The sequence below is a fragment of the Streptomyces sp. Pv4-95 genome, assembly GCF_045782725.1.
Classification (GTDB): domain Bacteria; phylum Actinomycetota; class Actinomycetes; order Streptomycetales; family Streptomycetaceae; genus Streptomyces.
Window position 1 is genome coordinate 955492 of the sequence record NZ_CP127172.1, and the last position, 25270, is coordinate 980761.

General features: G+C 72.9%; 26 protein-coding genes. 10 read left to right on the plus strand and 16 right to left on the minus strand.

The window, feature by feature from the left end:
* Positions 1-7: 7 nt before the first annotated feature.
* Positions 8-526 (minus strand): rhodanese-like domain-containing protein, encoded by a 519-nt coding sequence (locus tag QOM21_RS04455; protein WP_407548370.1) that lies wholly within the window; start codon positions 524-526, stop codon positions 8-10.
* 94 nt (positions 527-620) lie between these two features.
* Here QOM21_RS04455 and QOM21_RS04460 point away from each other — a divergent pair, with 94 nt between their 5' ends.
* Positions 621-1067, plus strand: a complete 447-nt coding sequence (locus QOM21_RS04460; RefSeq protein WP_393897298.1) for an Lrp/AsnC family transcriptional regulator — start codon at positions 621-623, stop codon at positions 1065-1067.
* A 44-nt stretch (positions 1068-1111) separates the two neighbouring features.
* On the opposite strand, the gene QOM21_RS04465 is transcribed toward QOM21_RS04460, so the two are convergent.
* The 5 genes from QOM21_RS04465 to QOM21_RS04485 form a co-directional block, all read right to left on the minus strand.
* Positions 1112-4303: an AAA family ATPase gene (locus QOM21_RS04465; protein WP_407548372.1), complete on the minus strand. Its 3192-nt coding sequence runs from the start codon at positions 4301-4303 to the stop codon at positions 1112-1114.
* Positions 4300-5466, minus strand: coding sequence for an exonuclease SbcCD subunit D (locus QOM21_RS04470; protein ID WP_407548374.1), 1167 nt, complete (start codon positions 5464-5466; stop codon positions 4300-4302). The genes QOM21_RS04465 and QOM21_RS04470 overlap by 4 nt, the downstream gene beginning before the upstream one ends.
* Positions 5467-5552: 86 nt before the next feature.
* Positions 5553-6092 (minus strand): hypothetical protein, encoded by a 540-nt coding sequence (locus QOM21_RS04475; RefSeq protein ID WP_407548376.1) that lies wholly within the window; start codon positions 6090-6092, stop codon positions 5553-5555.
* Between the two features lie 280 nt (positions 6093-6372).
* Positions 6373-7830, minus strand: coding sequence for an APC family permease (locus tag QOM21_RS04480; protein ID WP_407548378.1), 1458 nt, complete (start codon positions 7828-7830; stop codon positions 6373-6375).
* 161 nt (positions 7831-7991) lie between these two features.
* Positions 7992-8618, minus strand: a complete 627-nt coding sequence (locus QOM21_RS04485) for a YigZ family protein (protein ID WP_407548380.1) — start codon at positions 8616-8618, stop codon at positions 7992-7994.
* A gap of 245 nt (positions 8619-8863) precedes the next feature.
* Here QOM21_RS04485 and QOM21_RS04490 point away from each other — a divergent pair, with 245 nt between their 5' ends.
* The 3 genes from QOM21_RS04490 (at position 8864) to QOM21_RS04500 (ending at position 10791) form a co-directional block, all read left to right on the plus strand.
* Positions 8864-9661, plus strand: coding sequence for a type VII secretion system-associated protein (locus tag QOM21_RS04490; RefSeq protein WP_407548382.1), 798 nt, complete (start codon positions 8864-8866; stop codon positions 9659-9661).
* A gap of 184 nt (positions 9662-9845) precedes the next feature.
* Entirely contained in the window at positions 9846-10253 is a 408-nt protein-coding gene (locus tag QOM21_RS04495) for a CoA-binding protein (protein WP_407548384.1), read from the plus strand.
* 25 nt (positions 10254-10278) lie between these two features.
* Positions 10279-10791, plus strand: a complete 513-nt coding sequence (locus QOM21_RS04500) for a GNAT family N-acetyltransferase (protein WP_407548386.1) — start codon at positions 10279-10281, stop codon at positions 10789-10791.
* On the opposite strand, the gene QOM21_RS04505 is transcribed toward QOM21_RS04500, so the two are convergent.
* Together QOM21_RS04505 and QOM21_RS04510 are read right to left on the minus strand one after the other, a co-directional pair.
* Positions 10788-11333: a YbaK/EbsC family protein gene (locus QOM21_RS04505; protein WP_407548388.1), complete on the minus strand. Its 546-nt coding sequence runs from the start codon at positions 11331-11333 to the stop codon at positions 10788-10790. The genes QOM21_RS04500 and QOM21_RS04505 overlap by 4 nt on opposite strands.
* Positions 11334-11455: 122 nt before the next feature.
* Complete coding sequence (locus tag QOM21_RS04510; protein WP_407548389.1) at positions 11456-12028, minus strand: XRE family transcriptional regulator; 573 nt, start codon at positions 12026-12028, stop codon at positions 11456-11458.
* A 105-nt stretch (positions 12029-12133) separates the two neighbouring features.
* On the opposite strand from QOM21_RS04510, the gene QOM21_RS04515 reads away from it, so the two are divergent.
* Positions 12134-13003 carry an EamA family transporter gene (locus QOM21_RS04515; RefSeq protein WP_407548391.1) on the plus strand — a complete coding sequence of 290 codons (870 nt, stop codon included), beginning with the start codon at positions 12134-12136 and terminating at the stop codon, positions 13001-13003.
* Positions 13004-13147: 144 nt separating this feature from the next.
* On the opposite strand, the gene QOM21_RS04520 is transcribed toward QOM21_RS04515, so the two are convergent.
* Positions 13148-14020, minus strand: coding sequence for an acyltransferase (locus tag QOM21_RS04520; protein WP_407548393.1), 873 nt, complete (start codon positions 14018-14020; stop codon positions 13148-13150).
* Between the two features lie 142 nt (positions 14021-14162).
* Between QOM21_RS04520 and QOM21_RS04525 the strand changes: the two genes are divergently transcribed.
* Entirely contained in the window at positions 14163-14702 is a 540-nt protein-coding gene (locus QOM21_RS04525; protein ID WP_407548395.1) for a gamma carbonic anhydrase family protein, read from the plus strand.
* 97 nt (positions 14703-14799) lie between these two features.
* Here QOM21_RS04525 and QOM21_RS04530 read toward each other — a convergent pair whose 3' ends face one another.
* Positions 14800-15801: an alpha/beta hydrolase gene (locus QOM21_RS04530; protein ID WP_407548397.1), complete on the minus strand. Its 1002-nt coding sequence runs from the start codon at positions 15799-15801 to the stop codon at positions 14800-14802.
* A gap of 484 nt (positions 15802-16285) precedes the next feature.
* Here QOM21_RS04530 and QOM21_RS04535 point away from each other — a divergent pair, with 484 nt between their 5' ends.
* The 3 genes from QOM21_RS04535 (at position 16286) to QOM21_RS04545 (ending at position 18254) form a co-directional block, all read left to right on the plus strand.
* Positions 16286-16495 carry a hypothetical protein gene (locus QOM21_RS04535; protein WP_407548398.1) on the plus strand — a complete coding sequence of 70 codons (210 nt, stop codon included), beginning with the start codon at positions 16286-16288 and terminating at the stop codon, positions 16493-16495.
* A 266-nt stretch (positions 16496-16761) separates the two neighbouring features.
* On the plus strand, positions 16762-17478 hold the full coding sequence (locus QOM21_RS04540; RefSeq protein WP_407548400.1) for a hypothetical protein: 717 nt from the start codon (positions 16762-16764) through the stop codon (positions 17476-17478).
* 119 nt (positions 17479-17597) lie between these two features.
* Positions 17598-18254 (plus strand): maltokinase N-terminal cap-like domain-containing protein, encoded by a 657-nt coding sequence (locus tag QOM21_RS04545; RefSeq protein WP_407548402.1) that lies wholly within the window; start codon positions 17598-17600, stop codon positions 18252-18254.
* Positions 18255-18441: 187 nt separating this feature from the next.
* Here QOM21_RS04545 and QOM21_RS04550 read toward each other — a convergent pair whose 3' ends face one another.
* A complete protein-coding gene (locus QOM21_RS04550; RefSeq protein WP_393896890.1) occupies positions 18442-19089 on the minus strand; it encodes a DedA family protein in 648 nt (215 codons plus the stop codon).
* A 368-nt stretch (positions 19090-19457) separates the two neighbouring features.
* Positions 19458-19913, minus strand: a complete 456-nt coding sequence (locus tag QOM21_RS04555; protein ID WP_393896889.1) for a DUF4442 domain-containing protein — start codon at positions 19911-19913, stop codon at positions 19458-19460.
* Between the two features lie 224 nt (positions 19914-20137).
* On the opposite strand from QOM21_RS04555, the gene QOM21_RS04560 reads away from it, so the two are divergent.
* Entirely contained in the window at positions 20138-21469 is a 1332-nt protein-coding gene (locus QOM21_RS04560; RefSeq protein ID WP_407548404.1) for an MFS transporter, read from the plus strand.
* A 31-nt stretch (positions 21470-21500) separates the two neighbouring features.
* Here the strand turns inward: QOM21_RS04560 and QOM21_RS04565 are convergent, their stop codons facing one another.
* The 4 genes from QOM21_RS04565 to QOM21_RS04580 all read right to left on the minus strand — a co-directional run bounded on the left by QOM21_RS04565 (position 21501) and on the right by QOM21_RS04580 (position 24974).
* A complete protein-coding gene (locus QOM21_RS04565; RefSeq protein ID WP_407555576.1) occupies positions 21501-22292 on the minus strand; it encodes a spermidine synthase in 792 nt (263 codons plus the stop codon).
* A gap of 186 nt (positions 22293-22478) precedes the next feature.
* Positions 22479-23321, minus strand: coding sequence for a patatin-like phospholipase family protein (locus QOM21_RS04570; RefSeq protein WP_407548406.1), 843 nt, complete (start codon positions 23319-23321; stop codon positions 22479-22481).
* A 182-nt stretch (positions 23322-23503) separates the two neighbouring features.
* The gene (gene tuf / locus QOM21_RS04575) at positions 23504-24676 is read right to left on the minus strand and encodes an elongation factor Tu (RefSeq protein WP_407548408.1); all 1173 of its coding nucleotides are present in this window, start codon (positions 24674-24676) and stop codon (positions 23504-23506) included.
* A 109-nt stretch (positions 24677-24785) separates the two neighbouring features.
* A complete protein-coding gene (locus tag QOM21_RS04580; protein WP_407548409.1) occupies positions 24786-24974 on the minus strand; it encodes a hypothetical protein in 189 nt (62 codons plus the stop codon).
* Positions 24975-25270: the final 296 nt, after the last annotated feature.

Here is a 25270-nt window from a genome sequence, read left to right on the forward strand (position 1 = left end):
CCGCGCGTCAGCAGCCGCAGTCCTCTGCGGCGACGGGTGCCGTCAAGGGGTCGGCCGGGAGGCGTCGCGGCCCCTGCCGGGTGGTCACCTCGTAGCCCTCCCGGATCCAGTACTCGATGCCGCCGAGCATCTCCTTGACGCGGTAGCCGAGCCGGGCCAAGGCGAGGGCCGCGCGGGTGGCACCGTCGCAGCCCGGGCCCCAGCAGTGGACGACGACCGGGACCGCCGGATCGAGGATCTCCCGCGCGTCCTGGGCCATGCGGGCAGTGGGGAGATGGACGGCGCCGGGGATGTGCCCCTGGTCCCATGCCTCGGCGCTTCGGGAGTCGACGACCACCAGATCGCGGGCGCCGGCCGCCACAGCGTGCTGCACCTCGGCGACGTCGGTATGGAAGGCGAGGCGCGCGGCGAAGTACGCGGCGGCGTCTGCGGGCGCGGCGGGCGGGACGTCGAGCACGCGGTGCGGAAGCGAGCCGCTGGGGGTGCCGACGGTGACTGTGGTGCCCTGAGGTGTCCGTGTGGTCATGGCCGATAATTTATGGTTCGCCGATCGGCCCGAGAAGTGATGATCACCGGCAGAACCCTTGATCTACCGCTGATTTCACTGCTAGACAGCGGAGATGACCGGCTATTCCCCCGACGCCACCGACTGGCGCATCCTCGACGTCCTGCAGCGCAACGGCCGCGCCGGCTACGCCGAGCTGGCGCGCGCCGTGAACATGTCCGCGAGCGCCGTCACGGAGCGGGTGCGGCGGCTGGAGGAGGCCGGAGTGATCTCCGGTTACGCGGCGGTGATCGACCCGGAGCGGATCGGCCTTTCCGTCCTCGCGTTCGTGCGGCTGCGCTATCCGAACGGCAACTACAAGCCGTTCCACGATCTGCTGGACACCACGCCGGAGATATTGGAGGCGCACCACGTCACGGGTGACGACTGCTTCGTCATCAAGGTCGCCGCCCGTTCGATGAAGCACCTGGAGGAGGTGTCGGGCCGCATCGGAGCGCTCGGCGCGGTGACCACCAGCGTCGTCTACTCCTCGCCGCTCCCCCGCCGTCCCGTCGGCCACTGACCGGGCCGTCGCGAGGCGGACGGGACTTTGCGGACACGACCTGGCTAGTGCCGGATGTGGTGCCGCACGGTCGATCCCGACCGGTCCTTGAGGACTTCCAGTTGCGCCGGGATGCGCGCCCTGAGATCCGCGACATGGCTGACGATGCCGACGCTGCGGTCCCGTTCGCGCAAGGAGTCCAGGACGTCGAGCACCTCGTCCAGGGTCTGTTCGTCGAGGCTGCCGAAGCCCTCGTCGATGAACAGGGTGTCGAGCCGGGTGCCGCCGGCCTCGTCGGTGACGACGTCGGCGAGGCCGAGCGCCAGCGCGAGCGAGGCGAAGAACGTCTCGCCTCCGGAGAGGCTGGAGGTGTCCCGTTCATGGCCGGTCCAGGCGTCGATGACGTGCAGACCGAGCCCGGAGCGCCGGGCGCCGCCCGCCCGCTCGTCGGAGTGCACCAGGGTGTAGCGGCCCGCCGACATCCGGTGCAGCCGGGCGCTGGCGGCTGACGCGACCTGTTCCAGCCGGGCGGCGAGGACGTAGGACTCCAGGCGCATCCGGCGTTCGTTCTCCGTGGACGTGCCCGAGGCGAGCGAGGCGAGGCGGGCGATCCGGTCGTGGTCGGCGCGCAGCGGGGCCAGCTCGCGGGCGTCGGAGGCGGCGCGGGCCGACAGCCGGTCGAGTTCCGTGCAGCGTTCGCGGGCCGCGGCGTGGGTCGCGAAAGCGGTCCGCAGCCGCTGCTCCGCGGTGTCCAGGGCGGCGCGTGCGGCCTGCGGGGCCGCGGGCGGCAGGGCCGCTGCCGCCGCGCCCGCCGGGTCGGCCAGTTCCGCGGCCACCGCTGCGGCCTCGGCCTGCCACTCGTCGAGCCGCTGCTGCAGCGCGCGCCACTCACCGTCCCGCAGCAGCGCCTCGGCGGCGGCCTGCGGGGTGTCGAACCCGGCGCGGTGGGCGGCGTCCGTCAGTCCGGCGGCGGCTTCCTCGAACCGTCCGGCGCAGGAGGCCGCCGTGCGGGACGCCTCGGCCGCGGCGGCGAGCAGGGTGACCTGACGCTCCAGTCGCCGTGCCCGGTCGGCGACGCTGGCGCTGCCACCCCGAGCACGGTCCAACTCCTCTTCCAGCGCGCCGTGTTCACGCTCCAGCGCCTCGCGGTGCGACGTACGCGCGGCGACCCGGCGCTCGGCCTGCTGCTGCGCGGTACGGCGCCGTTCGTACTCCCGCTCGGCACGGTCCAGGGCCTCGCGGGCGGCATGCAGATCCGCCGCGGCCGTACGGTCGCGCGCGTGATCCTCCCGCAACTGCTCGACATGTGCGGCGAGTTCACCGGTCGGCGTGTCCCCTGCCGTGGCGGCAGCCCCGGCCAGCGCCTCCTTGACGGACTGGCCGCGGTGCTCCGCGTCCTGGCGCTGCTGATCGGCGCTCCGGTAGGCGGCCAGCGCGCGCTCCTCGGTCGCCCGGTCGATGTGACCGGCGTCCGCCTCGGCCGGGCCGGGGTGCTCGGTCGCGCCGCACACCGCACACGGCCTGCCCTCCTCCAGGCCCTCCGCGAGTTCGGCGGCGATGCCGCGCAGCCGCCGGTCCTTGAGGTCGAGCCAGTGCTCCTGGGCCGCGGCGGCCCGCTCCCGGGCGGCGAGCAACTGCTCTTCGGCCGCCCGCACTTCGGCGCCGATACGGTCCCGGAGTCGGGCCGCGTCCAGGCGCTCGGCCGCGGGGGAGATCAGCGCGCCGAGCTGTTCGGCCCGGGTCGCGGCGTCCTGGGCCGTCTCGATCCGCTGCTGGTGGGCCTTGCGGGCCGTCTCCCAACCGGCCAGCCACTCCGCCGTGTCCAGCAGCGTCTGGTCGTCGGCGCGTGCCTCACGGTCCAGCGCCGCGCGCTCCAGGGCGATGTCGGCCGCCCGGCTTTCGGCGCGCCGTGCCGCGGCGAGCGCTCCCAGCTCCTCCCGCACTTCGCGCTCGCGGGCGGCGAGCCGCTCGCCCGCGGCTTCGGCGAGGTCCGGCGGGAGCTGCGTCCGGTGTCGGTGCTCGTCGCGCCGCGCGGCGTCCAGCTCGTTCCGGGCGGCGTCGCGCAGCGCGAGGGCGGGGGCCACCTCCGCGGCCGCGCGGGCCCGTTCCAGTCGGCGACGGGTCCTCTCCCGCTCCTCGGCGTCGGCGTCGAGCCGGGCAGCGCGCCGGCGGGCGTCGGCGTGCCGCTGTTGCAGGCGGTCGCGCTCGCGGGCCTCCTCCAGCCGGCCGGCGGCGCCCCGTTCCGCCTCTTCCGCGGCGGACACCGCGGACGCCGCGACATCCAGCCGCTCCCGTGCGCCCGCCCGCGCCACGGCGGCTCTGACCAGCACGGCTTCGGCGAATCCCGGCTCGGAGGGCCCGGGGGCGTCCGGTTGTCCCGCGGGCGGCTCGGCGGCGGCTGCCCGGGCGCGGTTCGCGCGGCCGGCGGGCCCGCCCTGGCCGGGCACGGTGACCCGTCCCCGTCCGGCGCCGCCTCGGCCGGGGGCCGGCACGGGCTGCGCGGCGCTCGCGGGTGCGGGAACCGTGGGATCGGCGAGGTCCGCGCACTCACCGGCCGCCTGCCCCATTCGGTGTGCCAGCGCGAGCAGTTGCTCGTCGCCCGCGGCGACCCGGTCGGCCGCACTCTTGCGGCGTGCGTTCAGCTGCTCTTCGAGGGCGGCGAACCTGCGGGTGTCGAAGAGGCGTCCGAGCAGCCGCGCGCGGGCCTCGGCATCCGCGCGCAGAAAGCGCGCGAAGTCGCCCTGCGGCAGCAGGACGACCTGGCAGAACTGCTCCTTGCTCATGCCGAGGAGCTGGCCGATCTCCTCGCCGATCTCCTGGTGGGAGCGGCTGAGCGCCTTCCAGTGACCGGCGCCGTCGACACCGTTCCCGGGCTCGGCCCCGCCTGCCGAGGGCACGTACTCCCGCAGCCGGCTCTGCGCCTTCTCCCGGGTCGTGCCGCTGCCCCGCTTCTTGGGGCGCGGCTGCTCGGGGAGCCGGTTGATCTCCAACCGCCGGTCACCGACGGTCAGTTCGAGGACGACCTCGGTCAGGGTCAGCGGATCGGCGAGATCGCTGCGCAGCGCCTGCCCGCTCTGCCGGGCCCCGGGCACGGAGCCGTAGAGCGCGAAGCAGACGGCGTCCAGGACGGAGGTCTTGCCCGCGCCGGTCGGCCCGTGCAGCAGGAAGAGCCCCTCGCGCGAGAGGCGGTCGAAGTCGACGGTCTGGGTGCGGCCGAACGGCCCGAAGGCAGTCAGCGTCATCCGGTGCAGCCTCATCGCGCCACCTCGCGCACGGTGTCATCCACGCGTACGTCGTCGATCGCCGACCGCAGTTCGGCCCGCTCGTCCGCATCCGCCACGCGCCCGGCCCGCACATGTTCCACGAAGTCCTCGGCGATCTCCTGGTCGCTGCGGCCGCGCAGCCGCTGGGCGTACGAGGCGAGTGAGCGGGTGGGTCCCTCGTCGGGGTCGAAGACCAGGCTGACGATGTGCGGGAAGCGCTTGGCGAGGCGGGCCATCGGCTCGTGGGGGCGGGAGGCGTCGGTGAGGGTCGCCTCGACCCACGATTCCTCGTCCCCGGCGCACGCCGGATCGTCGAGGAGCTGCTCCAGCGTTCCGCGGAGCCGTGCCAGAGGCCGCGGCACGGGGCAGTCCACCCGCTCGGCTTGGACCTCACCCGCCGCGTCGAGGTCGACCAGCCACGACGACTTGCGGTGACCGGCCTCGGAGAAGGAGTAGGCGAGCGGCGATCCGGAGTAGCGGACCCGCGGGGAGAGCGTCTGCGCGCCGTGCAGATGCCCGAGGGCCGCGTAGTCGACGCCGTCGAAGACCGCCGCGGGGACGGACGCGACCCCGCCCACGGTGATGTCGCGCTCGCTGTCGCTGACGGCGCCCCCGGTGACGAAGGCGTGCGCCAGCACCACCGAGCGGGTGCCCGCGGGCCGGTCCGCGAGGTCGGCGCGCACCCGGTCCATCGCCGCCCCCAGCACCTCGGCGTGATCGGCGCGCCGGGCGCCGAGTTCCTCGCGCACCATGGCCGGTTCGAGGTACGGCAGTCCGTAGAGCGCGACCGGGCCGTGCGCGTCGTCGAGGAGTACGGGCGTGGCACACGCCGCCGGGTCCGTCCGCAGATGGATGCCGGCCCGCCGCATCAGCCCGGAGCCGACGCCGAGCCGGCGGGCGGAGTCGTGGTTGCCGGAGATCATGACGGTGGGGACGCCGAGGTCGGCGAGGCGGTGCAGGACGTCGTCGAAGAGTTCCACGGCCGCGAGCGGCGGCACGGCCCGGTCGTAGATGTCCCCGGCGACGAGCACCGCGTCGACCTGCCGGCCGCGGACCGTGTCGACGAGATGGTCGAGGAACATCCGCTGGGCGGTGAGCAGGCTCACGCGGTGGAACGACCGGCCGAGGTGCCAGTCCGAGGTGTGCAGGATCCTCACGACAGAGCCCCCACCCGCACCGCTACCTCTCCACCTGCTTCGTGACCGCGCCGGCCTCGTACCGGACTCCTGCTGCACCGGACACTCTAGCCGCGGCCGGCGCTCCGCCCGGCCGTGCCCCCGGGGCGCACGCCGTCGACGGGCCAGGTCGTCATCGACACACCCGGGCCGCATCCCTGGGGTTCCCGGGGGTTGCTCCCACCGGTGCAGAGGTGGGCGGCCCCGGTGGTCGTGACGCGGTAGCCGCGCAGGTGGTGGCGGACCCGGACCGTTCCAGGTCCGCACTGCGTGGCGTGCTTCCGGGGCGGTTCGCCGGCGAAGTCGTGGGTCCATGTCAGCCAGAGCGAAGAGCAGCCCCGGCCGGTGTTCGTCAGGCGTCCTTCGATCACCAGTTCGTCGGGCGAACCGGCGCTCCTCAGCTGCCACCGGGTTCCCGAGGCCGAGGCCGCGCCGTGCCGCGCCGACCATTCCACGGGGGCCGTCGGCTCACCGGCCGTTGCCTGCGTCCGCGGCTGCGGCGCTCGCGCGGAGGGCGCGACCCCGACGGCGGACGAGGAGAGCAGGGCCAGCAGCGGCACTACCGTGGCCAGCGTGGCGGCTCCGGAGATGCGCCCGGATAAGTGCATCGTGTTCCCCTTCGTCGGACGCGCCGGATTCAGGGTGATCCCGCGCGCGACGATGGAAGCACCGAGGCAGCCCGTCCCGATATGACGCGCCTCACTAAGACTTCACAGCGAGAACGGCTAAATACCCATTTCGCAGCGTTCGGGGAGAGGAACCTGCCGAGCAGGTGACGAAGGACATATCGCGTTCAGCTCTCAAATCGGCTTCGGTGCAGCGCAGTTGACGTCCCGTCGGCGGAGACGGACGCCTGATCCCTCCCGGTCACGCCGCACTCCCTCGCGGTCACCCGGCGGCCTTCTCCTCCTCCGCAGGGTCCGGCCCGTGCAGATACTCCTCGCTGATGCGCTTCGGCCCGAACGGCCACTCCTTCTCGTGGCGCGCCCAGAGCAGGAAGGCCACGACGCCCGCCGCCACCCACGCCAGCGACCACTCGACGGGGTGCCTGCCGGGCGAGTTGAGGTCCGCGTAGCCGTAGATCACCAGCCAGCCGACCAGGGCGACGATGCTCGGCAGCGGGTAGAGCCACATCCGGTACGGGCGGCGCAGTTGCGGCTGGCGGCGGCGCAGCACGCTCACCGCGGCGATCTGGGCCAGCGCCTGCACGATCACCATGACGGTGGTCAGCAGCTGGATGATCGTCGTCAGGTCGGTGTGGCGCCCGATCAGGAAACCGACGGCCATGATGCCGCCCATCGTGAGCAGCCCCAGGACGGGAAAGCGGTGGCGTGGGTGGAGCGTGCCGTACGCGCGGAAGAAGACCCGGTCGCGGGCGGCGTCGTACGGGACCCGGGAGCCGCCGAGCAGTCCGGCGAGGACGGAGGCGACGGCGGTGAGGAGGATGAGCACCGTTACGGCGTCCGCGGCGCCCTTGCCCCATGACTTCTCCAGCACGGCGGACGCGACGGAGGAGGACGCCGCGTTGTCCGGGTCGGACATGTCCTGCCAGGGGATGACGCCCAGGGTGCCGACCTGGAGCAGCAGGTAGATGGCCATGATGCCGAGGATGGAGAAGAGGATGGCGCGCGGGAGGGTGCGGCCGGGGCGTTTGATCTCGGCGCCCAGGTAGGCGGCGGTGTTGTAGCCGAGGTAGTCGTAGATCCCGATGGTCAGGCCGGCCGCGAAGCCGATCCAGAAGTGATGCGAGGTCAGCTCGAAGGCGTGCGCGGGATAGGTGAAGGCCCGCTCCGGGCTGAAGTGGGTGAAGGCCGCCACGATGACGAGGACGACGGAGGCGATCATCACCGTCCACAGCACGACGGTGAGCCTGGCGATGTTCTCCACCCGCCGCCACAGCACGACGAGCACCCCGGCGGTGACGACGAGGCCGACGATGTCGCCCTGCGCCTGGCTCATGCCCGGCCACAGATAGCCGAGGTACTGCACGAAGCCGATGACGCCGGTGGCCATGCCGAGCGGGATGAACAGCATCGCCGTCCACACGAACAGAAACGGCATCAGTTTTCCGGTGCGGTACTGGAACGCCTGCCGCAGATAGACGTAGCTGCCCCCGGCGCCCGGCAGCGAGGCACCCAGCTCCGCCCAGACCAGCCCGTCGGCGAGGGCGAGCACCGCGCCCGCGAGGAAGCCGATGACGGCCTGCGGCCCGCCGAACGCCCCGACCATCAGCGGAATGGTCACGAAGGGGCCGATGCCGCACATCTGGCTCATGTTGATCGCGGTGGCCTGGAAGAGGCCGATGCGGCGGACGAAACCCGTGCGCTCGTCGAGCAGGTCAGGCATCGGTGTCGGCCCCTTCTCGCGCCCGCTCACCCACCCGGCCAGCGGCCCGTTCCCGGCTCCCACAGGCTGGCACCCTCGGCGGCCCGCCGGCACGTCCGGCCGCGAAAACGCCCGGCGGCTCCCCCGGAATGGCCGGGATGCGACGCCCGCCCGCCGTCCGGTCAGAGGTCCCCGTATGCCTCGCCGCCGAGCTCCAGCCGCGCCGTGCCGGCGGTGACGTCGGCCAGCCACGCGGTGAAGGACTCCACGTCGGCTTCCGGCAGCCCGACCTCGATGCGCACCTCGGCTCCGTAGGAGACCTCGCGCACCGCCCGGCCGGTCGTGCGCAGGTCGTTCTCCACCCGGCCGGCCCGCTGGTGGTCGACGGTGATCGTCGCAAGGCGGAACCGCTGCCGGGTCACGGTGCCCAGCACGTCCAGCGCCTCGCCGACGACGCCTCCGTAGGCCCGGATGAGGCCCCCGGCGCCGAGCTTCACACCGCCGAACCAGCGCGTGACGACGGCGACGACGTAGCGCATCTCGCGGCGCACCAGCATCTGCAGCATCGGTACCCCGGCGGTGCCCCCCGGCTCGCCGTCGTCGCTCGCCTTCTGGATGCCGCCGTCGGCACCGAGGACGTACGCGAAGCAGTGGTGCCGGGCGCCCGGGTGCTCCTTGCGGATGCGCGCGATGAAGTCCTGGGCCTCGGCCTCGGTGGCGACGGGTGCCAGCGCGCAGAGGAAGCGGGACTTGTTGATCTCGATCTCGTGGACACCCTCGCGCGCGAGAGTCCGGTACTGCTCCTGCATCGCACCAGCCTATGCGGCCCCGCCGGCGGGCGGGCACCGGGCGCCGACCGGGCCCACGCCGCGCCCCGGTGTCCGCCGTACGGGCTCTCTCGCACGGCCAGGCGGCGTACGCGCGAGGCGCGCACGGTGCGTCGGGAAGACGTTCGGGCCGCCCGTGGGCACTGTGAGCCCCAGGGCGAGGGCCTCGTGTTTCCGGGGCCGGCTCGTACACGCAGGAACCGGAACGGCGGGTTGGCGGAGGCTTCATGGACAAGGACACACAGTCGGCGATGACGGCGGGCGATCCCGTGACGGGCAAGGACATGCCCGAACCACCCCCGGAGGTCGTCGAGGCGGCACGCAACGCACCCGATCACTGGCTGGCGATGATCGACCTGACCTGGTCGGGCGAGGGGCCACCGCCCCTCTGGGCGCTCATCGGACAGTGGCGGTCGGGACCGACCGGCGAGATCGAGGAGTGGCGGGACAACCCGGAGTACCGGCCGTCGCCGCAGATGCTGGACTGGCCGGACCCGGCCGACGCGGTCGACAGCGCGGTGCAGCTGGCCGCGACCGGCTACGGACCGGCCGAGGACGTCCCGGCGGCACTGGCCCGCGCGGAGGTCTCCGTCCTGGTCACCGCGACCGGCACACCGCTGGCCGCGGCCTCTCCCGAGGGCACGCCGGTGATCCCCGTCTACACCTCTTCGGTGTACCTGGAATCGGTGGGCCGGCTGCTCTACGACCGGCGGCCGGTGGCCGAACTGGCCGAACAGCTGCCGCCTGGCCACTCCCTCTACATCAACCCCACCGGCCCGGTGAGCATGCTGCTGGACACCGAGCAGCTGCGCGCGGCGCTGGCCGCGGCCGGCGGCGGCATCGCGCAGGACGCCGACGAGGCTCCCGAGCCGGTCGGCGCCGGGGCGCTGCGTCCCGGTACCGGGGCCGGCGGGATCGAGCCGGTGGGCGCCGGGATGGCGATCGGCAAGCCGGCGCGTGCCGGCGAGGAGAGCACGGTGGGCGCCGGGATGGCCGGTAGTGGGGCGGCCGGCGGAGCGAGCTGACCGTCGGCACACGGACCCGCCCCGCCCGTCTTCCCCTTCGGGCGGGGCGGCCGTGTGCCCGGAACCCACGGCCGGCTGCGCGCCCGGGCCCCCGACCGGGGACGTCACCGGCCGCGGTCGGGAATCTCCGGGCGGCGGCGTCCGTTGTCCGCACAGGACCTTTCCGATGTGCAGGAGGCAGTGCGTGTACGGCGACACCGACACGATCCGCAGGATCCTCACCGAGCTCGGTGACACCTGGGCGGTGGTGGGTCTGTCCCGAAACGAACAGCGCGCGGCCTACGGCGTCGCGCAGGTGCTGCAGGGCTACGGCAAGCGGATCGTGCCCGTCCACCCGAAGGCCGAGACGGTGCACGGCGAGCGGGGATACGCCTCCTTGGAGGCGATTCCGTTCCCGGTCGACGTCGTGGACGTCTTCGTCAACAGCGACCTGGCGGGAGAGGTCGCTGACGAGGCCGTCGCGATCGGCGCGAAGGCCGTGTGGTTCCAGCTCGGGGTGGTCGACGAGGGGGCGTGGGACCGGGTGCGCGAGGCGGGCCTGGAGATGGTCATGGATCGCTGTCCTGCCATCGAAATACCACGTGTGGGCTGAGCGCCGCCCGGGTTACCGTCCGGGCATGATCTCGCCACGTGCCGCTCTCCCCCAGGACGCCGCCGAACTGGTCCGGCTGCGCCGCTTGATGTTCTGCGCCATGAACGGCCGGGACGAGCCCGGCAGTTGGGAGCGGGACGCCGAGGCGGTGGCCCGTCGGCAGCTGACCGGGCCGGACGCCGCGCTGGGCGGGTTCGTGGTGGACGGTGACGGTGGCGGCTCGCCACATCTCGCGGCGTGCGCGGTGGGTCGGATCGAGGAACGGCTGCCGGCGCCCGGCCACCCTTCGGGGAGGTTCGCCTTCATCTTCAACGTCTGCACCGACTCCAGGTACCGGGGCCGCGGCTATGCGCGTGCCACGACGGAGGCGCTGCTGGACTGGTTCGCCGAGCGGGGCGTCACCCGCGTCGACCTGCACGCCACGGACGGCGCCGAGCCGCTGTACCGCAGCCTGGGTTTCGCCGAGCACTCCACCGCGCTCTCCCTGGATCTGCGCTCCCGCACTCCGGCCGGGTGGCCCGCGGCCGGCACCCGCTAGCCGACGCCGAGCCCGTCCAGGACCGTGGCGCCCGGCAGTTCGGCCAGGGCCTTGCCCGGCACGATGAGCTTGCCGCGGCGGCTGCCGCTGCCGATCAGCGCGTACGGGATGTCGGCGACGGCGGCGTCCACCAGGATCGGCCATGCGTCGGGCAGACCGATCGGGGTGATGCCGCCGTACTCCATCCCACTGTCGCCGACCGCGGTGTCCATCGGCGCGAACGACGCCTTGCGGGCGCCCAGTTGGCGTCGCACCACACCGTTGACGTCGACGCGGGTGTGCGAGAGGACGAGGCAGGCGGCCAGCGTGACCTCGCCACCCCTCTTGCCGGCGACCACCACGCAGTTCGCGGACTGCTCGAGCAGCCAGGGGCCGTGGTGCCGTACGAGGGTCTCGGTGTCCGCGATGGCCGGGTCGGTGTCGACGAACCGGACTTCCTCGACGGGCACGGAGCCGCTCCACACGCGCAGTGCGGCGGCAACCGGCTCGGTCAGCAGGTCCAGGCACTCGATGGCGGGCCGGACATCGTCGAATGCATCCATCGGAACGGGCATATCAGCCAAGCTAGCAGCCTCGCGGGGCCGCCGGTCGCGTCGTCCCAGGGCGCGAACGGGCCGCCGCTCCGGGACCGCGGCCCCGGCTGCGCGGCTCCTTGCCCCGCGACTCAGCGGGCCGGCGGAATGATCACCGCCATGGTCATCTCCACCGGCTCCGTGCCGTCGTTGCGGTATCCGTGCGGCACCTTGGCCTCGAAGGTCGCCGACGCACCCTCGGCGACCGTGTGCTCCACTCCGTCCACGACCAGCGTCAGGGTGCCCGCGCGGACATGGAGCAGTTCGAAGGTGCCGGGCGGGTGCGGATCGGAGTTGCTGTCCTCACCGGGCATCAGGCGCCAGCCCCAGAGCTCGAAGGGGCCGGGGGCCTCGGCGCCGACGAGCAGCGAGGTGTGGCTGCCGGCGTCGGTGGACCACATCCGTACGGCGTTCTCCGGTGCCACGATCCGCACCTGCGGTCCCTGCTCGTAGTCCAGCAGCGTGGTGATGCTCACCCCGAGGGCATCGGCGATCTTGACGGTGGTCCCCACACTCGGGTTCGTCCTGGCCTGCTCGATCTGGATGATCATGCCCCGGCTGACGCCCGCCCGAGCCGCCAACGCATCGAGGGTGTAGCCGCGTTCGGTGCGCCAGCGTTTGAGGTTGCGGGCGAGTGACTGCGTGAGCTGATCGAGGTCGGTCACGGTCCATCCCGGTCGGAGGTCAATATATTGAATTCCGCAGTCGCTTTTCTTGTACTACGGTGAGCTGCACTTCATCGTTCAGCACACTGTACTGCGAGGTTCACCATGACAGCGGTCTTCGCCCTGGCCACCAGCCTGCTCTGGGGGCTCGCCGACTTCGGCGGCGGCCTGCTCACCCGACGGCTGCACGCGCTGACCGTCGTGGTCGTCTCGCAGACCCTTGCCGCGCTGGTGCTGGGCGTCATCGTGGTGGCGACGAGTGGCTGGCGGGAGGCCGGGCCGCAGCTGTGGTTCGCGGTCGCCGCCGGCGTCGTGGGCCCCGCCGCGATGCTCTGCTTCTACCGGGCCCTGGCGCTCGGCCCGATGGGTGTGGTCTCCCCGCTCGGTTCGATCGGCACCGTCCTGGTGCCCCTCGGCGTCGGATTCGTGGCGGGTGAGCGGCCGGGGCTCCTGCAGGCCGCGGGCATGGCCGTCGCCGTGATCGGCGTCCTGCTGGCCGGCGGACCGCAGGTCGGCGGGGCCTCGGTGGCCCGCCGGACGATCGCGCTCACCCTGGTCTCCGCGCTCGGCTTCGGTGCGGTGATGGCCCTCATCGCAGAGGCGTCCACGACCCTCACCGGGCTCTTCCTCGCCCTGTTCGTCCAGCGGCTGTGCAACGTCGCCGTCGGCGGCGCCGCCCTCTACGCCTCGGTCCGGCGCGGCACACAGGCGCTGCCCGAGGGAGGCATCGGGGCGCTGCGCGACGCACTGCCCGCGCTGGGCTTCATCGGTATCGCCGATGTCGCCGCCAACGGCACCTACGCCCTCGCCGCCCAGAACGGCCCGGTCACCATGGCGGCGGTGCTCGCCTCCCTGTACCCGGTCGTGACCGCGCTCGCCGCACTGGGCGTACTGAAGGAGCGGATGCGGGCGATCCAGACCGCGGGCGCCTCGCTGGCCCTGGTCGGCACGGTCCTGCTCGCCTCAGGCGGGTGACCACGGGCGCGCCATCGCACCAGCGAACACGAACCGGGCATGCTCCGCCGGTCGCCTGACCGCCCCTCAAACGGCCCGCGGCACCTTGCCACGGCGCCGTCAAGCGCGGTCCGTGCACGGCACCCCGCCGATCCGTGCGCCTGCCTACGGCGCGTCCGCCGACGACCGGACCTGGACGGCCTCGCCCACCGGCGTCCGGGGCGGCGAAGGTTCCCCCGTCTCCGCGCCCTCCCCCGCCTGCGGCACCGCGTCCGACTCTTCCGTCTCGTCCGTCTCACCGGCCTCGGCCTGCCACTCCGCCACGGCGACCAGCTGTTCCGAGGTGACGCCGTCGGGGATCGGCCGGGGCGTCGGCGTACGCAGGGGCGGCTGCCAGCCCTCCTGCGGATCCCACCTGCGGACGACCTTCGCCGGGGCGCCCGCGACCACCGCGTGGTCGGGGACCTCACCGCGGACGACGGCTCCGGCCGCGACCACGACGTTCCTTCCCAGGCGCGCGCCCGGCAGGATCACCGCCCCGGTACCGATCCAGCTGCCCGAGCCGATGCTCACCGGGGCGCTGCGCGGCCACTGCTTACCGATCGGCACGTCGGGATCGTCGTAGCTGTGGTTGGTGGTGGTGAGGTAGACACCGGGACCGAAGAAGCAGTCGTCGCCGATCGTCAGCCGGACGTCCGCGATCACATGGCTGCCGCGGCCCAGGACGACGCCGTTGCCCAGGGTGAGGATCGGGTCCGGCCCCAGGTCGAGGTCCGGCATCATGCCCGCCGTCAGGGTCACGTCCTGGGCGATGATGCAGTACTCGCCGATCTCGATCCACGGATCACCGAAGACCGTGCCCTGCGGGAACGCCAGCCGGGCACCGGAGCCGATGCGGCGGAAGCGGTACGGCCCGGGCCGCTCGGACGTGACGGCCCCGGCCTGCCTCACCCACCGCGCGCCGCGGTGGACGGCGCGCGACACGGCCCGGCGCCGCCAGGCCGCCACGGATGAGAACACGTTCTGCTTTATCGGCACGGGGATACCGTACTCAGCGCCCCGGACCACCCACCGCGCACTGCGCTGTGATCTTCACCCCACCGGCCGCCGCCACCGCCGAACGCCCGCCCCGTCCTCTACGGTGCTCAAGGCGCGGCGTAGCACTGGCAAGGAGGCCGGAATGACAGGACGGGCACTGATCTCAGCGGTGGGCGGCAAGGAACCGGAGCTCGATCCGGGGGCCTTCACCGCCCCGACGTCCGTCGTACTCGGTGAGGTCACCATGGCCGCGGGCGCGAGCGTCTGGTACCACGCGGTGCTCCGCGCCGACTGCGGCCCGATCGTCCTCGGCGCCGACAGCAACATCCAGGACAACTGCACCGTGCATGTCGACCCGGGCTTCCCGGTGACCGTGGGCGAGCGGGTCTCGGTCGGACACAACGCCGTCCTGCACGGCTGCACCGTCGAGGACGATGTGCTGGTCGGCATGGGCGCCACCGTCCTGAACGGCGCCCACATCGGCGCCGGCTCCCTGATCGCCGCACAGGCGCTGGTGCCGCAGGGGATGCAGGTGCCGCCCGGCTCGCTGGTGGCGGGGGTGCCGGCGAAGGTCAAGCGGGAGCTGACCGACGAGGAGCGCGAGGTCATCAAGCTCAACGCGACGATGTACGTGGAGCTGGCGGCACAGCACCGGGACGCGGTGAGCGACGGGAAGAGCTGAGCCGGATCGCGCTGCCGACCGGTCCGTCACTTGACGCTTCGGCACAAGGGCGGACCGGTACGCCACTTGGCGCCCCCCGGGGGGGCGCCCTGACGCGTCAGGCGGAGGGAACCGGCCCCTGCATCTGCTCGCTGATCCAGTGCAGGGACTCCGCCATGCGCCGGAGGTAGGTGTGGCCGCTGTGCACGCCATGCGGTGTCTCGAAGAGCGTGGTGTGAATCGGCCCGCCGGTGTGGTCGCGGATGAAGCTCTTCACGTCGGGCACCGCCGCCTCGTCGGAGCCGAGTTCGAAGGCCAGGTAGATCTCGGGACCGTGCCGTTCGACCAGCTGCCGCGCCAGCCGCCGGGGGTCGTTCGCCCGCTTCGCGGCGCGATGCCCCCGCCACATCGGCGAATCCGGGGCGGTGTCGGGGCCGTTGACAACCGCCGCCTTGAACTTCTGCGGATACTTGAGCACCGCCTTCAGCGCGGCGAACCCCCCGGACGACGAGCCCATGAACGCCCAGCCCTCCCGGCCGTCATAGGTGCGGAAGTTGGCGCGCGCGAAGGCCGGGACATCCTCGGTCAGCCAGGTGCCCATCTTCGGCCGGCCCGGGATGTCGCTGCCGTCGTGGTACTTCTTGCCCGGGTTCAGCACCGGCATCACGACGATGAACGGCAGCGTCCTGCCCTGCCGCGACCACCGCGCGATCCGCTCCTCCAGCGCGAAGCCCTTCCCCGCCCAGTAGTTGAACGGGTAGCCCCAGGCTCCGGGCAGCGCGATCAGCACCGGAAAGCCGCTCCTGGCGTACTCCGGCCGCTGGTACTGCGGCGGCACCCAGGCCCAGATGTCGCCGGTGAAACCGGACTTGCGGCCGTGCCACCGGGTCGTGACGACCTCGGTTCCGTCCTCCCCGGTCGAGCGGAACGGCAGGAACGCGGAGCGCGGGCCGAGGGGCGCCACCATGCGGAGCCTGCCGTTGCCGCCGTCCACGGTCCGCGCAGGCGGCCGTGCGGTACCCGAAGCGCCTGCGGTGTGCGCGCCGAGGCTGCCGCACCCGGCAAGGAGCAACGCCACCGCGACCGCACCCACCACAGCCCAGACACGCAGGCCCTTCATCGGACGTTCTCCTCGTGCACGGCCCGGCCCCGTGACAGCCCGCTCTGCCGCCGCGGTACCGGACGAAAGGCTCCAGAATAAGAGCGGCGGGCCGGCACGGAGCGCCGCCACGATCTCGCCGCCGACCAGGCGATTCCGCGTCACCAGCGGCCGAGGCGACCGCTCCGTGCGTCAACGGCACCGGCGACGCTTCGCCCGATCGATAATCTCCGCGCGCTGTTTGCCCGACCGTCGGCTCCAGCGTGGGCAAGAGCTTCCTTGCTGCCGCGGGGGTGGTGACGGAGCCGGACCCGGACGTGGTCCTGACCGGGGCGGACGGGTCGACGGCACCCGGCATCCGACATCCAGCAGCCGACAGTCCCGACAGCCAAGGGCCCGCGGCGAACCGGCTCTCCCCCCCCCCGCAACCTGCCCATGTTACAGACTGTTATCACCCGAATGCTGTCGGCATGCGGCTGCGCCGGGGCGGCGGCATGCTGGGCTCATGAACCGTGCACCTGTGATCGTGCATCCGCCCTCGACCGGCGGCCGTCGCGTCACGCTCTACGGCCAGGACCTCGGGCGGGCGCGCCGCACCGGTGACGTGGCCGCGATCCTGCGCCGAGCCGGCTTCGCCGACACGAAGTTCATCTGGGAGGACGCCGGCGTATTCGAATGGCGCGACGGCGGGCCCGACATCTGGACCATGTCCTGACGGAGTCACACCACCTGTACGGCCGGGCGCCTTCCGCGCGCCCGGCCGTCCGCGTTGCCCGCCCCCGCCGCGTTCGCCCGGTCCACCAGCTGCTGCCCTCCGGTCCGAGTGCACCACTCCAAACGCTCAAAACAATCAACTACGTTGAACTACTTGAGCGTTTGACGAGTCGTGTGTACAAACCGTTCAGGACGTGCGGACCGCCGTCGGCCCACAACGGGCCCGGTCGGCCGAAGCACCAGGACTCTCGACCGAAGGGAACGGCAATGCGCATCCGCGCGGGCGTCTTCGGCGCCCTCCCCGTCATCGGCTCGGCACTGACCCTCCTTCTGGCCTCCCCCGCCGTCGCCTCCGTCATCTGGAACGGTGATGCCGCCGGAGGCACCGCGGTGTTCTCCTCGGTCCTGTGCGACGCGCCGGGCAGCGTCACCGCGCAGGACAACCACGACGGACGCGGCATGGTCTTCAAGTTCAACAAGCCGCTGGGGCTTGAGCGTTGCGAGGCGCACGGCCTCTCGGTCGGCGGCTCGCGCTACACCTTCCACAACGACCGGACGTACTACCTCGGCTGGGACACCTCCACCAACACCGCGGACGCGGCGACCATCTTCCAGTGGAAGTCGTACGGCACCGGGGACCAGCAACAGCAGAACTACCCGGTGCTGATGAAGGTGGAGGGCGGTGTCCTGAAGCTGTTCCACATCGAGGCCGGGGAGAAGTGGACCCTGAAGTGGAGCAGGCCCGTGGAGACCGGCACATACAAGCGCATCGTGCTCGGGATCCACACCTCCGACGACGCGTCGACCGGCTGGGTCGAGGCGTACTACAACGGCTCCAAGGTGGCCTCGTTCTCCGGACGGACCTGGGACGACCTCGGCAACGACACCCGGTGGGGCACCTACGGATCCGAGGTCACGAGCAAGCGGGTCATCAACTGGATCGACGGTCTGAAGGTCGGCACGAGCTACGCGGACGTCGCCTAGGTCACCTCGCATCGGGTCTCTCCCCCCCCCCCCGTCCGATGTGCTGAACCACCGCTCCTTCACTGCCGCGCAGGTGGGAGGGTGTGAGGGCTCGCACCCACTGAGGGGGGACCTTCGTCATGGCCGTCATCCACCACACCGTGCTCAAGCCGACCAAGCTGGAGCTGCTCGCCGCCTGGCTGCCCACACGCCCCTGGTACCGCGGCGGGGCGGGGGAACCGAAGTTGGCCAAGGCCGGCGGGTTCCGGTTGGACGACCCGCAGGGCGCGGTCGGGATCGAGTTCCTCGTGGTCACCGATGCCTCCGGACCTCGCCCGACCGCATACTTGGCACCGCTCACCTATCGCGGTGCCCCGCTCGCCGGGGCGGAGCACGCACTCGTCGGCGTGATGGAGCACGGGGTGCTGGGGCGGCGCTGGGCATACGACGGCTGCCACGACCCGGTGCTGGTCGCCCAGTTGCTGGCCCTGGTCGAGGGCCGGGTCCAGGCCCAGGACCAGAACACCAGTGACGCCCCCGACCGGGAGGTCACCCGCTCGTACACGGGCGAAGGAGCCCTCTTCACGGACGTCGTCGCCACGGCCGCCGACAGCCCCGAGGGCACCGAGATGTCCGCGCCGCATGGCATGACTCTCCGCCTGCACCGGCTCCTGCACCCCACCCCGGACGGCCGTCCGCTCCTTCCGCGAGGGGCGATCGGCCATGTCGGCGGCGCCTGGCAGCTGCCGGACGGCGTCCGCGCTTCGGGACTCTTCGCCACCTTGGACGCGCCCTAGCCGTGCTGCCCGGCACGATCGGAGCCGGATGGGGAGCACGGCGGCCGTGACCGGCCCGGGCGGGCCGCAACCGCGCCGGCTCCTGGTGCCTGGCCGACAACGGCGACGGCCCGGCAGCATGTGCTGCCGGGCCGTGTGGGGATCGTCCGTCCTGCGACCGGTCCCGCCGCAGGGGTCGGAAGGCGTGTCAGTCGACCGCGGCCGGAACCGGCGCCTCCGCCTCGCGCTCGGCGGCGGCCTTCTGCGCGCGGCGCTTCATGACGATGAAGGACCCGACGCCGAAGAGCAGGGCGGCGACCAGACCCAGCCAGGAGAAGCGCTTGAGCCACGGCTCGGCGACGATGCCCACGCTGTAGATGAGGGCGGTGGTGCCGCCGGCCCAGACGATGCCGCCGAGCACGTTGGCGATGAGGAACTTCCAGTACGGCATCTTCAGCACACCGGCCAGCGGGCCGGCGAAGATGCGCAGCAGGGCGACGAAGCGGCCGAAGAAGACCGCCCACATCCCCCACTTGTCGAACTTCGCCTCGGCCATGGCGACATGATCGGGACCGAAGTGCTTGGGGAACTTCCGGCCGGCCCAGGTCAGCAGGGGCTGGCCCCCCTTGCGCCCGATGATGTAGCCGATGGAGTCACCGATGATGGCTCCGGCGGAGGCGCAGGCACCCAGCACGAACGGGTCGATGTGATCCTGGGTGGCGGCGAGGATCGCCGCGCTCACCAGGACGATCTCGCCGGGCAGCGGAATGCCCAGGCTCTCCAGTCCGATGACCACCCCCACCAGGAGGTAGACGCTCACGGCCGGTACGGTCTCGAGCCACTCCTGGATGTGCAACGCCGATTCCTCCGCATGCTGTGGGGCCCCCGTGGGCCGCTGACCGGAGTCGATGACACCGGTGCCGGTCGATACCCTGACGCGCCGCACAGGGCGCCCGCGAAGCGTACTCGATCGCCTTGGGCGCGGGCCGGTTCATGCGCCGTCCAGCAACGCCTACCAGGGCGGTCCGCCGTCCGGCAAACCTCGTCCGGGCGGCCCGCCGGTTGTCGCGGGCACGACGACGGCCCGTCGTGCGTCGCACGACGGGCCGTCGAAGAAGGGCGGGCCGGCTGACGTCCCCGTCCAAGCGGCCGGGGCGCGCTCAGCCGTACCGAAGCGCCCCGTGGCCGGTCCCGACGAAGAAGGACGTCACCCGGCCGGGGACCTCACTTGTTGGGGCGCAGGGTCCACACGATGGTCATCTCGCCGGTGACCGCGCCGTCCTCGCGCGTGATGGCGACGTTCACCGGGAACTCCGGGCGTCCGCCGGCGTCGAGCTCGGCGACCACCTCGGCCGCCGGCCGGCCCAGCTCCGCGGTCGCGGTGACCGCGCCCATGGCGAGCTTCTTGTAGCCGATCTCGGCGCGCACGGCCAGCGGCACGGCACGGCCCAGCTGATCGCCGAAGGCCGCCATCACGATCGCCCCGCTCGCCGACTCGGCGAGCGTGAACATCGCTCCGGCGTGCGGGCCGCCGACGTGGTTGTGGTAATCGGGCTGGTCGGGCATGCGGACCACGGCACGCTCGGTGGTGGTCTCCGCGAAGTCGAGGTTCAGGGTGCGGGCCATCGGCACGGATGCCGCCATCATTTCGCCGATCGACGGCAGGGTCTCGGAGGACATGGCGGCATGTTACCTGCCAGTAGCTTGTGCTGGGAAGAGCCGGCCGCGATCCGGGGCCGCGGTCCCGCCCGCAGGCGCTGTTCCGGCGTGTCCGGGCCCCGCATATCGTTGACATCCATGTGGCCAGGACTGCGAGACACCGGGGGCGAGCGGGCGACGGACCCGGCCCACCGTGCACCGACGACCCCGCCCCCCGCCGCGGCCCGCCGGCCGGTGCGGTCTTGGTGACAGCCCGCCCCGCCTGGGCGGGGCGCAACTACACACTCCTCACCGCCGCCACCGTGATGTCGAGCCTGGGCAGCTCCGGGGCGCTCATCGCGGGCGCCTTCGCGGTCCTCGAATCCGGCGGTACGGCCACCGACGTCGGTCTGGTCGCCACCGCCCGCACCATCCCGCTCGTCCTCTTCCTGCTGATCGGCGGCGCGCTCGCCGACCGGGTCCCCCGGCACCGCGTCATGGTCGCCGCGAACGCCCTGAGCTGCCTCTCCCAAGGGCTGTTCGCCCTGCTCGTGCTGGCCGGGGATCCGCAGCTGTGGCAGATGGCGGTGCTGGCCGCGCTCGGTGGCACCGGGCAGGCATTCTTCGCGCCGGCGTCCGAGGGCATGGTGCTCGCCAGCGTCTCGGGCGAGCACTCCGGCCGGGCCTTCGCCGTCTTCCGCATGGGGATGAACGGGGCGAACATCGGCGGCGCGGCCATCGGCGGCGCGCTGGTCGCCGCGGTCGGCCCCGGCTGGGTGCTGGCCGTGGACGCGCTCTCCTTCGCCGTCGCGGGTGGTCTGCGCGCATTCCTCGACGTCAGCAAGGTGCCCACGCGTGCGCCGGGCGGCGGGATCCTGCACGATCTGCGCGACGGCTGGCGCGAGGTGGTCTCGCGGCCCTGGCTGTGGGCGGTCGTGGTGCAGTTCGCCCTCGTCAACGCGGTCATCGCGGCGGCCGAGGCGGTCTACGGGCCGCTGGTCGCCGAGGAGCATCTGGGCGGCGCCGGCCCCTGGGGACTGGCACTCGGCGCCTTCGGCGCGGGCACCGTGGTCGGCGCGCTGGCGATGACCCGCTTCAAGCCCCGGCGCATGCTCCTGGTCGGCGTGCTCTGCATCTTCCCGCTCGCGCTGCCTTCCGCGGCGCTGGCCGTGCCGCTGCCGGCCGCGTGGCTCACGGCGATCATGTTCGGCACGGGGGTCTCGGTCGAGATCTTCTCTGTGACGTGGATGACGGCACTGCACCAGGAGATCCCCGAGGAGAAGTTCTCCCGGGTCTCCTCCTACGACTGGTTCGGCTCCCTGGCCGTCGTGCCGATGGCCACGGCGCTGGCCGGCCCCGTACAGGACCTCATCGGCCGGCCCGCCGCCCTGTGGGGCTGCTCCGCACTGGTCGCCCTGCTCACGGTGGGGGTGCTTTGCGTCCCCGACGTACGACGGCTGACGCGGCGCGCGACGCCGCCGGTCACGGATGGGCCGGTCGCGGTGCCGCCGCCGGCCCAGGAGCCGGTCACGGGTGCCATGCCGAGTGCGGTCCTGCCGCCCGTTCCTCCGCGGGACGGCGCCGCCGCCGGGGAGTGAGGTCCGCACCGCGGGCACGCGCGGACGCGGCTCAGCCGATGCTGAAGGCGCCGTCCGGCGGTACCGGGGACGCCACCGCGTCGACGTCCCGTACGGGTTCGGCGCCCGCGATCAGCCGCCGGAGCGCCGGGCCGTGCTCGACCCTCGCCGGGAAGGCGTCGCCGGCCGTCCGGCGGGCCAGCGAGGCGAGGGGGAGGTCGGCCCGCGAGGCGATCAGCACCGCGTTGCCGAAGCGCCTGCCGCGCAGCACCGACGGCTCGGCGATCAGCGCGAGGTGGTCGAAGACGGTCGCGGAGTTGGCAAGTTGGCCCCGCAGGAACCCGAAGGGTGCGCTGTCGGCGAGGTTCGCGGCGTAGATGCCGTGCGGGCGCAGCGCCCGGGCGGCGGCGTGCGCGTACTCGACGGAGGTGAGGTGCGCCGGCACCCGCGAGCCGCCGAAGACGTCCGCGACGATGACATCGGCGCTGTCCTCCGGCGCCGCTTCCAGCGCCGTACGGGCGTCCTGCGCCCGCACCGCGATGCCGGAGCCGTCGGGCAGCGGCAGGTGTTCCGTCACCAGGCGCAGCAGCCCACCGTCCGCGTCGACGACGTCCTGGCGGGAGGCCGGGCGGGTGGCGGCGACATAGCGCGGGAGGGTCAGCGCGCCACCGCCCAGATGCAGCACGTCGAGCGGGCTGCCGGGCGCCCCGGCTTCGTCCAGGACGTGAGCCATCCTGCGGACGTACTCGAACTCCAGGTGCGTGGGCGCATCGAGGTCGACGTAGGACTGCGGCGCGTCGTCCACCGTCAGCAGCCACGCGCGGGCGCGGTCCACGTCCGGCATCAGCTTGGCGGTGCCGCAGTCCACGGTCCGGGTGACGGGTATCGGCTCGGCTGTCTCGTCCACGGTCTCATTGTGCCGGTCGGATCAGGGCCCCGATTCCGACCGGCTCCGGGGCCCGGCCTCAGGCGTGTCAAGGGCGGTTCGTCCGCGCACCACGCGCATCCGGTCCGGGCGCGTGCCGCGCGCTCAGTCCGACCAGACCTGACGGATCTCGGCGGTGTGGCGGGCGGACTGGCGGCGTCCCGCGCGGGCCGCGTCCGCGCGCTTGGCCGGGTCCAGGACGTTACGGCCGAACGCCGCCCTGGCCTCGCGGTCAGGGGTGACCACGCACACCCGGGCCCCTTGGCGGGCGAGTGCTTCCCCCTGGGTCCGGGGTGCGGCGATCGGCCCGCCGCTGACCGCCATCGGCGCGATCACGACGACCCGGGCGTAGCCCGCCGCCAGATCGACGTTGGCGCTGGAGTGCACACCTCCGTCGATCCACCGCTTTCCGTCGAGGGTGACCGGCGGATAGACACCCGGCACCGCGCAGCTCGCCGCGACCGCGTCGACCAGGGAGACACCGCTGGTGTCGTCGAAGGTGGACCGCTGCCCCGTCGCGGAGTCCACCACGGTGACCACCAGCCGCCGCGCGGGCCAGTCGTCGAAGTCCAGGGTCCGGGCGATCACCGAGCGCTGTTCCGCCTCCGGGACGGTACGGGCGGCCACCGCGAGGCGTCCCATGCGCGCGCCGAAGGAGACCACGTCCCGGGAGCGCAGCGCGATGGCGGCGAAGCGCGCCATCGCGGCGGGCCCCATCCTGGCGCCGGAACGGCCTTCGGGCACCGCGAGCTGGCGCTGGTACATCTCCTCCAGGGACAGCCGCTCCGCCGTGAGGTGCGCGCCGACGATCGATCCGGCCGAGGTGCCGATGACGACATCGGCGGCGGCGAGGTCGATGCCCGCCTCCGCGAGACCGGTGAGCATGCCGATCTCCCAGCCGATGCCGGTGATCCCGCCGCCGCCGAGGACCAGTGCCGTGCCCGCCATGCGATGTCCCTTCTCTCCCCCCGGCCCTCCCCCCGGAGCGCGTGGCCTGTGTCCGGGCCGCCCGGTCCGGGCAAGCAGTCTCGCACCCAGCCCGTCGGCTGGACAGCACGCGACTGCGCCCCGCACCTGTCGGGGTGCGGGGCGCAGCCGGCCCTCCGCTCGTCAGGACACGGGCCGTCCGCTCAGTCCTCGACGGTGCGCACGGTGCCCGCGCCGACGGTCCTGCCGCCCTCACGGATGGCGAAACCGAGCCCCTTCTCCAGCGGCACGTCCCGGCCCAGCTCGACGGAGACGGTCACGGTCTCCCCGGGGCGCGCCACCGCCCGCTCGCCGAGGTCGAGGTCCCCGACCACGTCCGCGGTGCGGAGGTAGAACTGCGGCCGGTAGCCGGTGGCCAGCGGCGTACGGCGTCCGCCCTCCTCCGCCGACAGCACATAGACCTCGGCGGTGAAGCGGCGCCGCAGGGTGACGCTGCCCGGCGCGGCGACGACGTGTCCGCGGCGTACCTGGTCGCGGTGGAGACCGCGCAGCAGCAGCGCGACGTTGTCCCCGGCCTCGGCGGACTCCATCGGCTTGCCGAACGTCTCCAGCCCGGTGACCGTGGTCTCGGCGTCCGCGCCCAGCACCGCCACCCGGTCGCCGACCCGCACCGTGCCGCGCTCGACGGCCCCGGTGACGACCGTGCCGCGCCCGGTGATCGTCAGCACGTTCTCCACCGGCAGCAGGAACGGCGCGTCGACGTACCGCTCGGGCATCGGCACATAGGTGTCCACCGCGTCCAGCAGCGCGTCGATCGCCTGCGTCCAGCGCGGGTCGCCCTCCAGCGCCCGCAGCCCGGACACGCGGACGACCGGGACGTGCTCCCCGTCGTAGCCGTGCGCGCCCAGCAGCTCCCGCACCTCCAGCTCCACCAGGTCGGTGAGCTCGGGGTCGCCGGCGTCGGCCTTGTTGAGGGCCACCACGATGTGCCGTACGCCGACCTGCTTGGCGAGCAGCACATGCTCGGCGGTCTGCGGCATGATCCCGTCGAGCGCGGAGACGACGAGGATCGCGCCGTCGAGCTGGGCGGCGCCGGTGACCATGTTCTTGATGAAGTCGGCGTGCCCCGGCATGTCGACATGGGCGTAGTGGCGGGTGCCGGTCTCGTACTCGACGTGCGAGATGTTGATGGTGATGCCGCGGGCGGCCTCCTCCGGGGCCCGGTCGATCCGGTCGAACGGCACGAAGGTGCCGCTCCCCCGGTCGCTGAGGACCTTGGTGATGGCAGCGGTCAGCGTGGTCTTGCCGTGGTCGACGTGGCCCATGGTGCCGATGTTCAGGTGCGGCTTGGTGCGCACGTATGCCGTCTTGGGCATGGTGTTCTTCCTCGCAACAATGCGGTGAGGACGGCGACTTCGCGCCGTGGGGACCCCCGGGCCGATCCGACCCTCCCCCTGTGGGGTCCGCCGGACGATCCGGGGAGGGTCAGCTTCGTGCGCCGTCGGTCGCCGCTGCGGCCGGGACGGCTGCGGTGGCGACGGGCGCGGCGGCGGCCACGGAGGCGGCGGCCGCGGCCGCGCACTCCGCGGCCGCGAGGGCCGCGAGGATGTGGAAGGCAGCCTTCGGCGCGTCCGCGACTGCGGACGGGAGCGGAAGGAAGGCGTGCCGGAACATGCGTCATATGGTGCCGGGCCGTCGCTGCGGCGTCGAACGATTAAATGGAGCGGAGGACGCACGCCGACGAGCCCGGCGAGGCCGACGCCCTGTCACCTTCCCTTCCGCGCAACGCCGTACGAGTGGTGCAACGGCCCGACGGATGGCCGTACCGCCGCACGGCGGCCGGGCGGGCAGAGCAGCGGAGCCGTTTTCACGACCAGGAGCCACCACCCGCAGGAAACCGGCACCACCACGAGCCGGACCGGCAGTCGTCACCCGGCCGAGTGGTGACCTTCGCCACTGTGGAAGCGGTG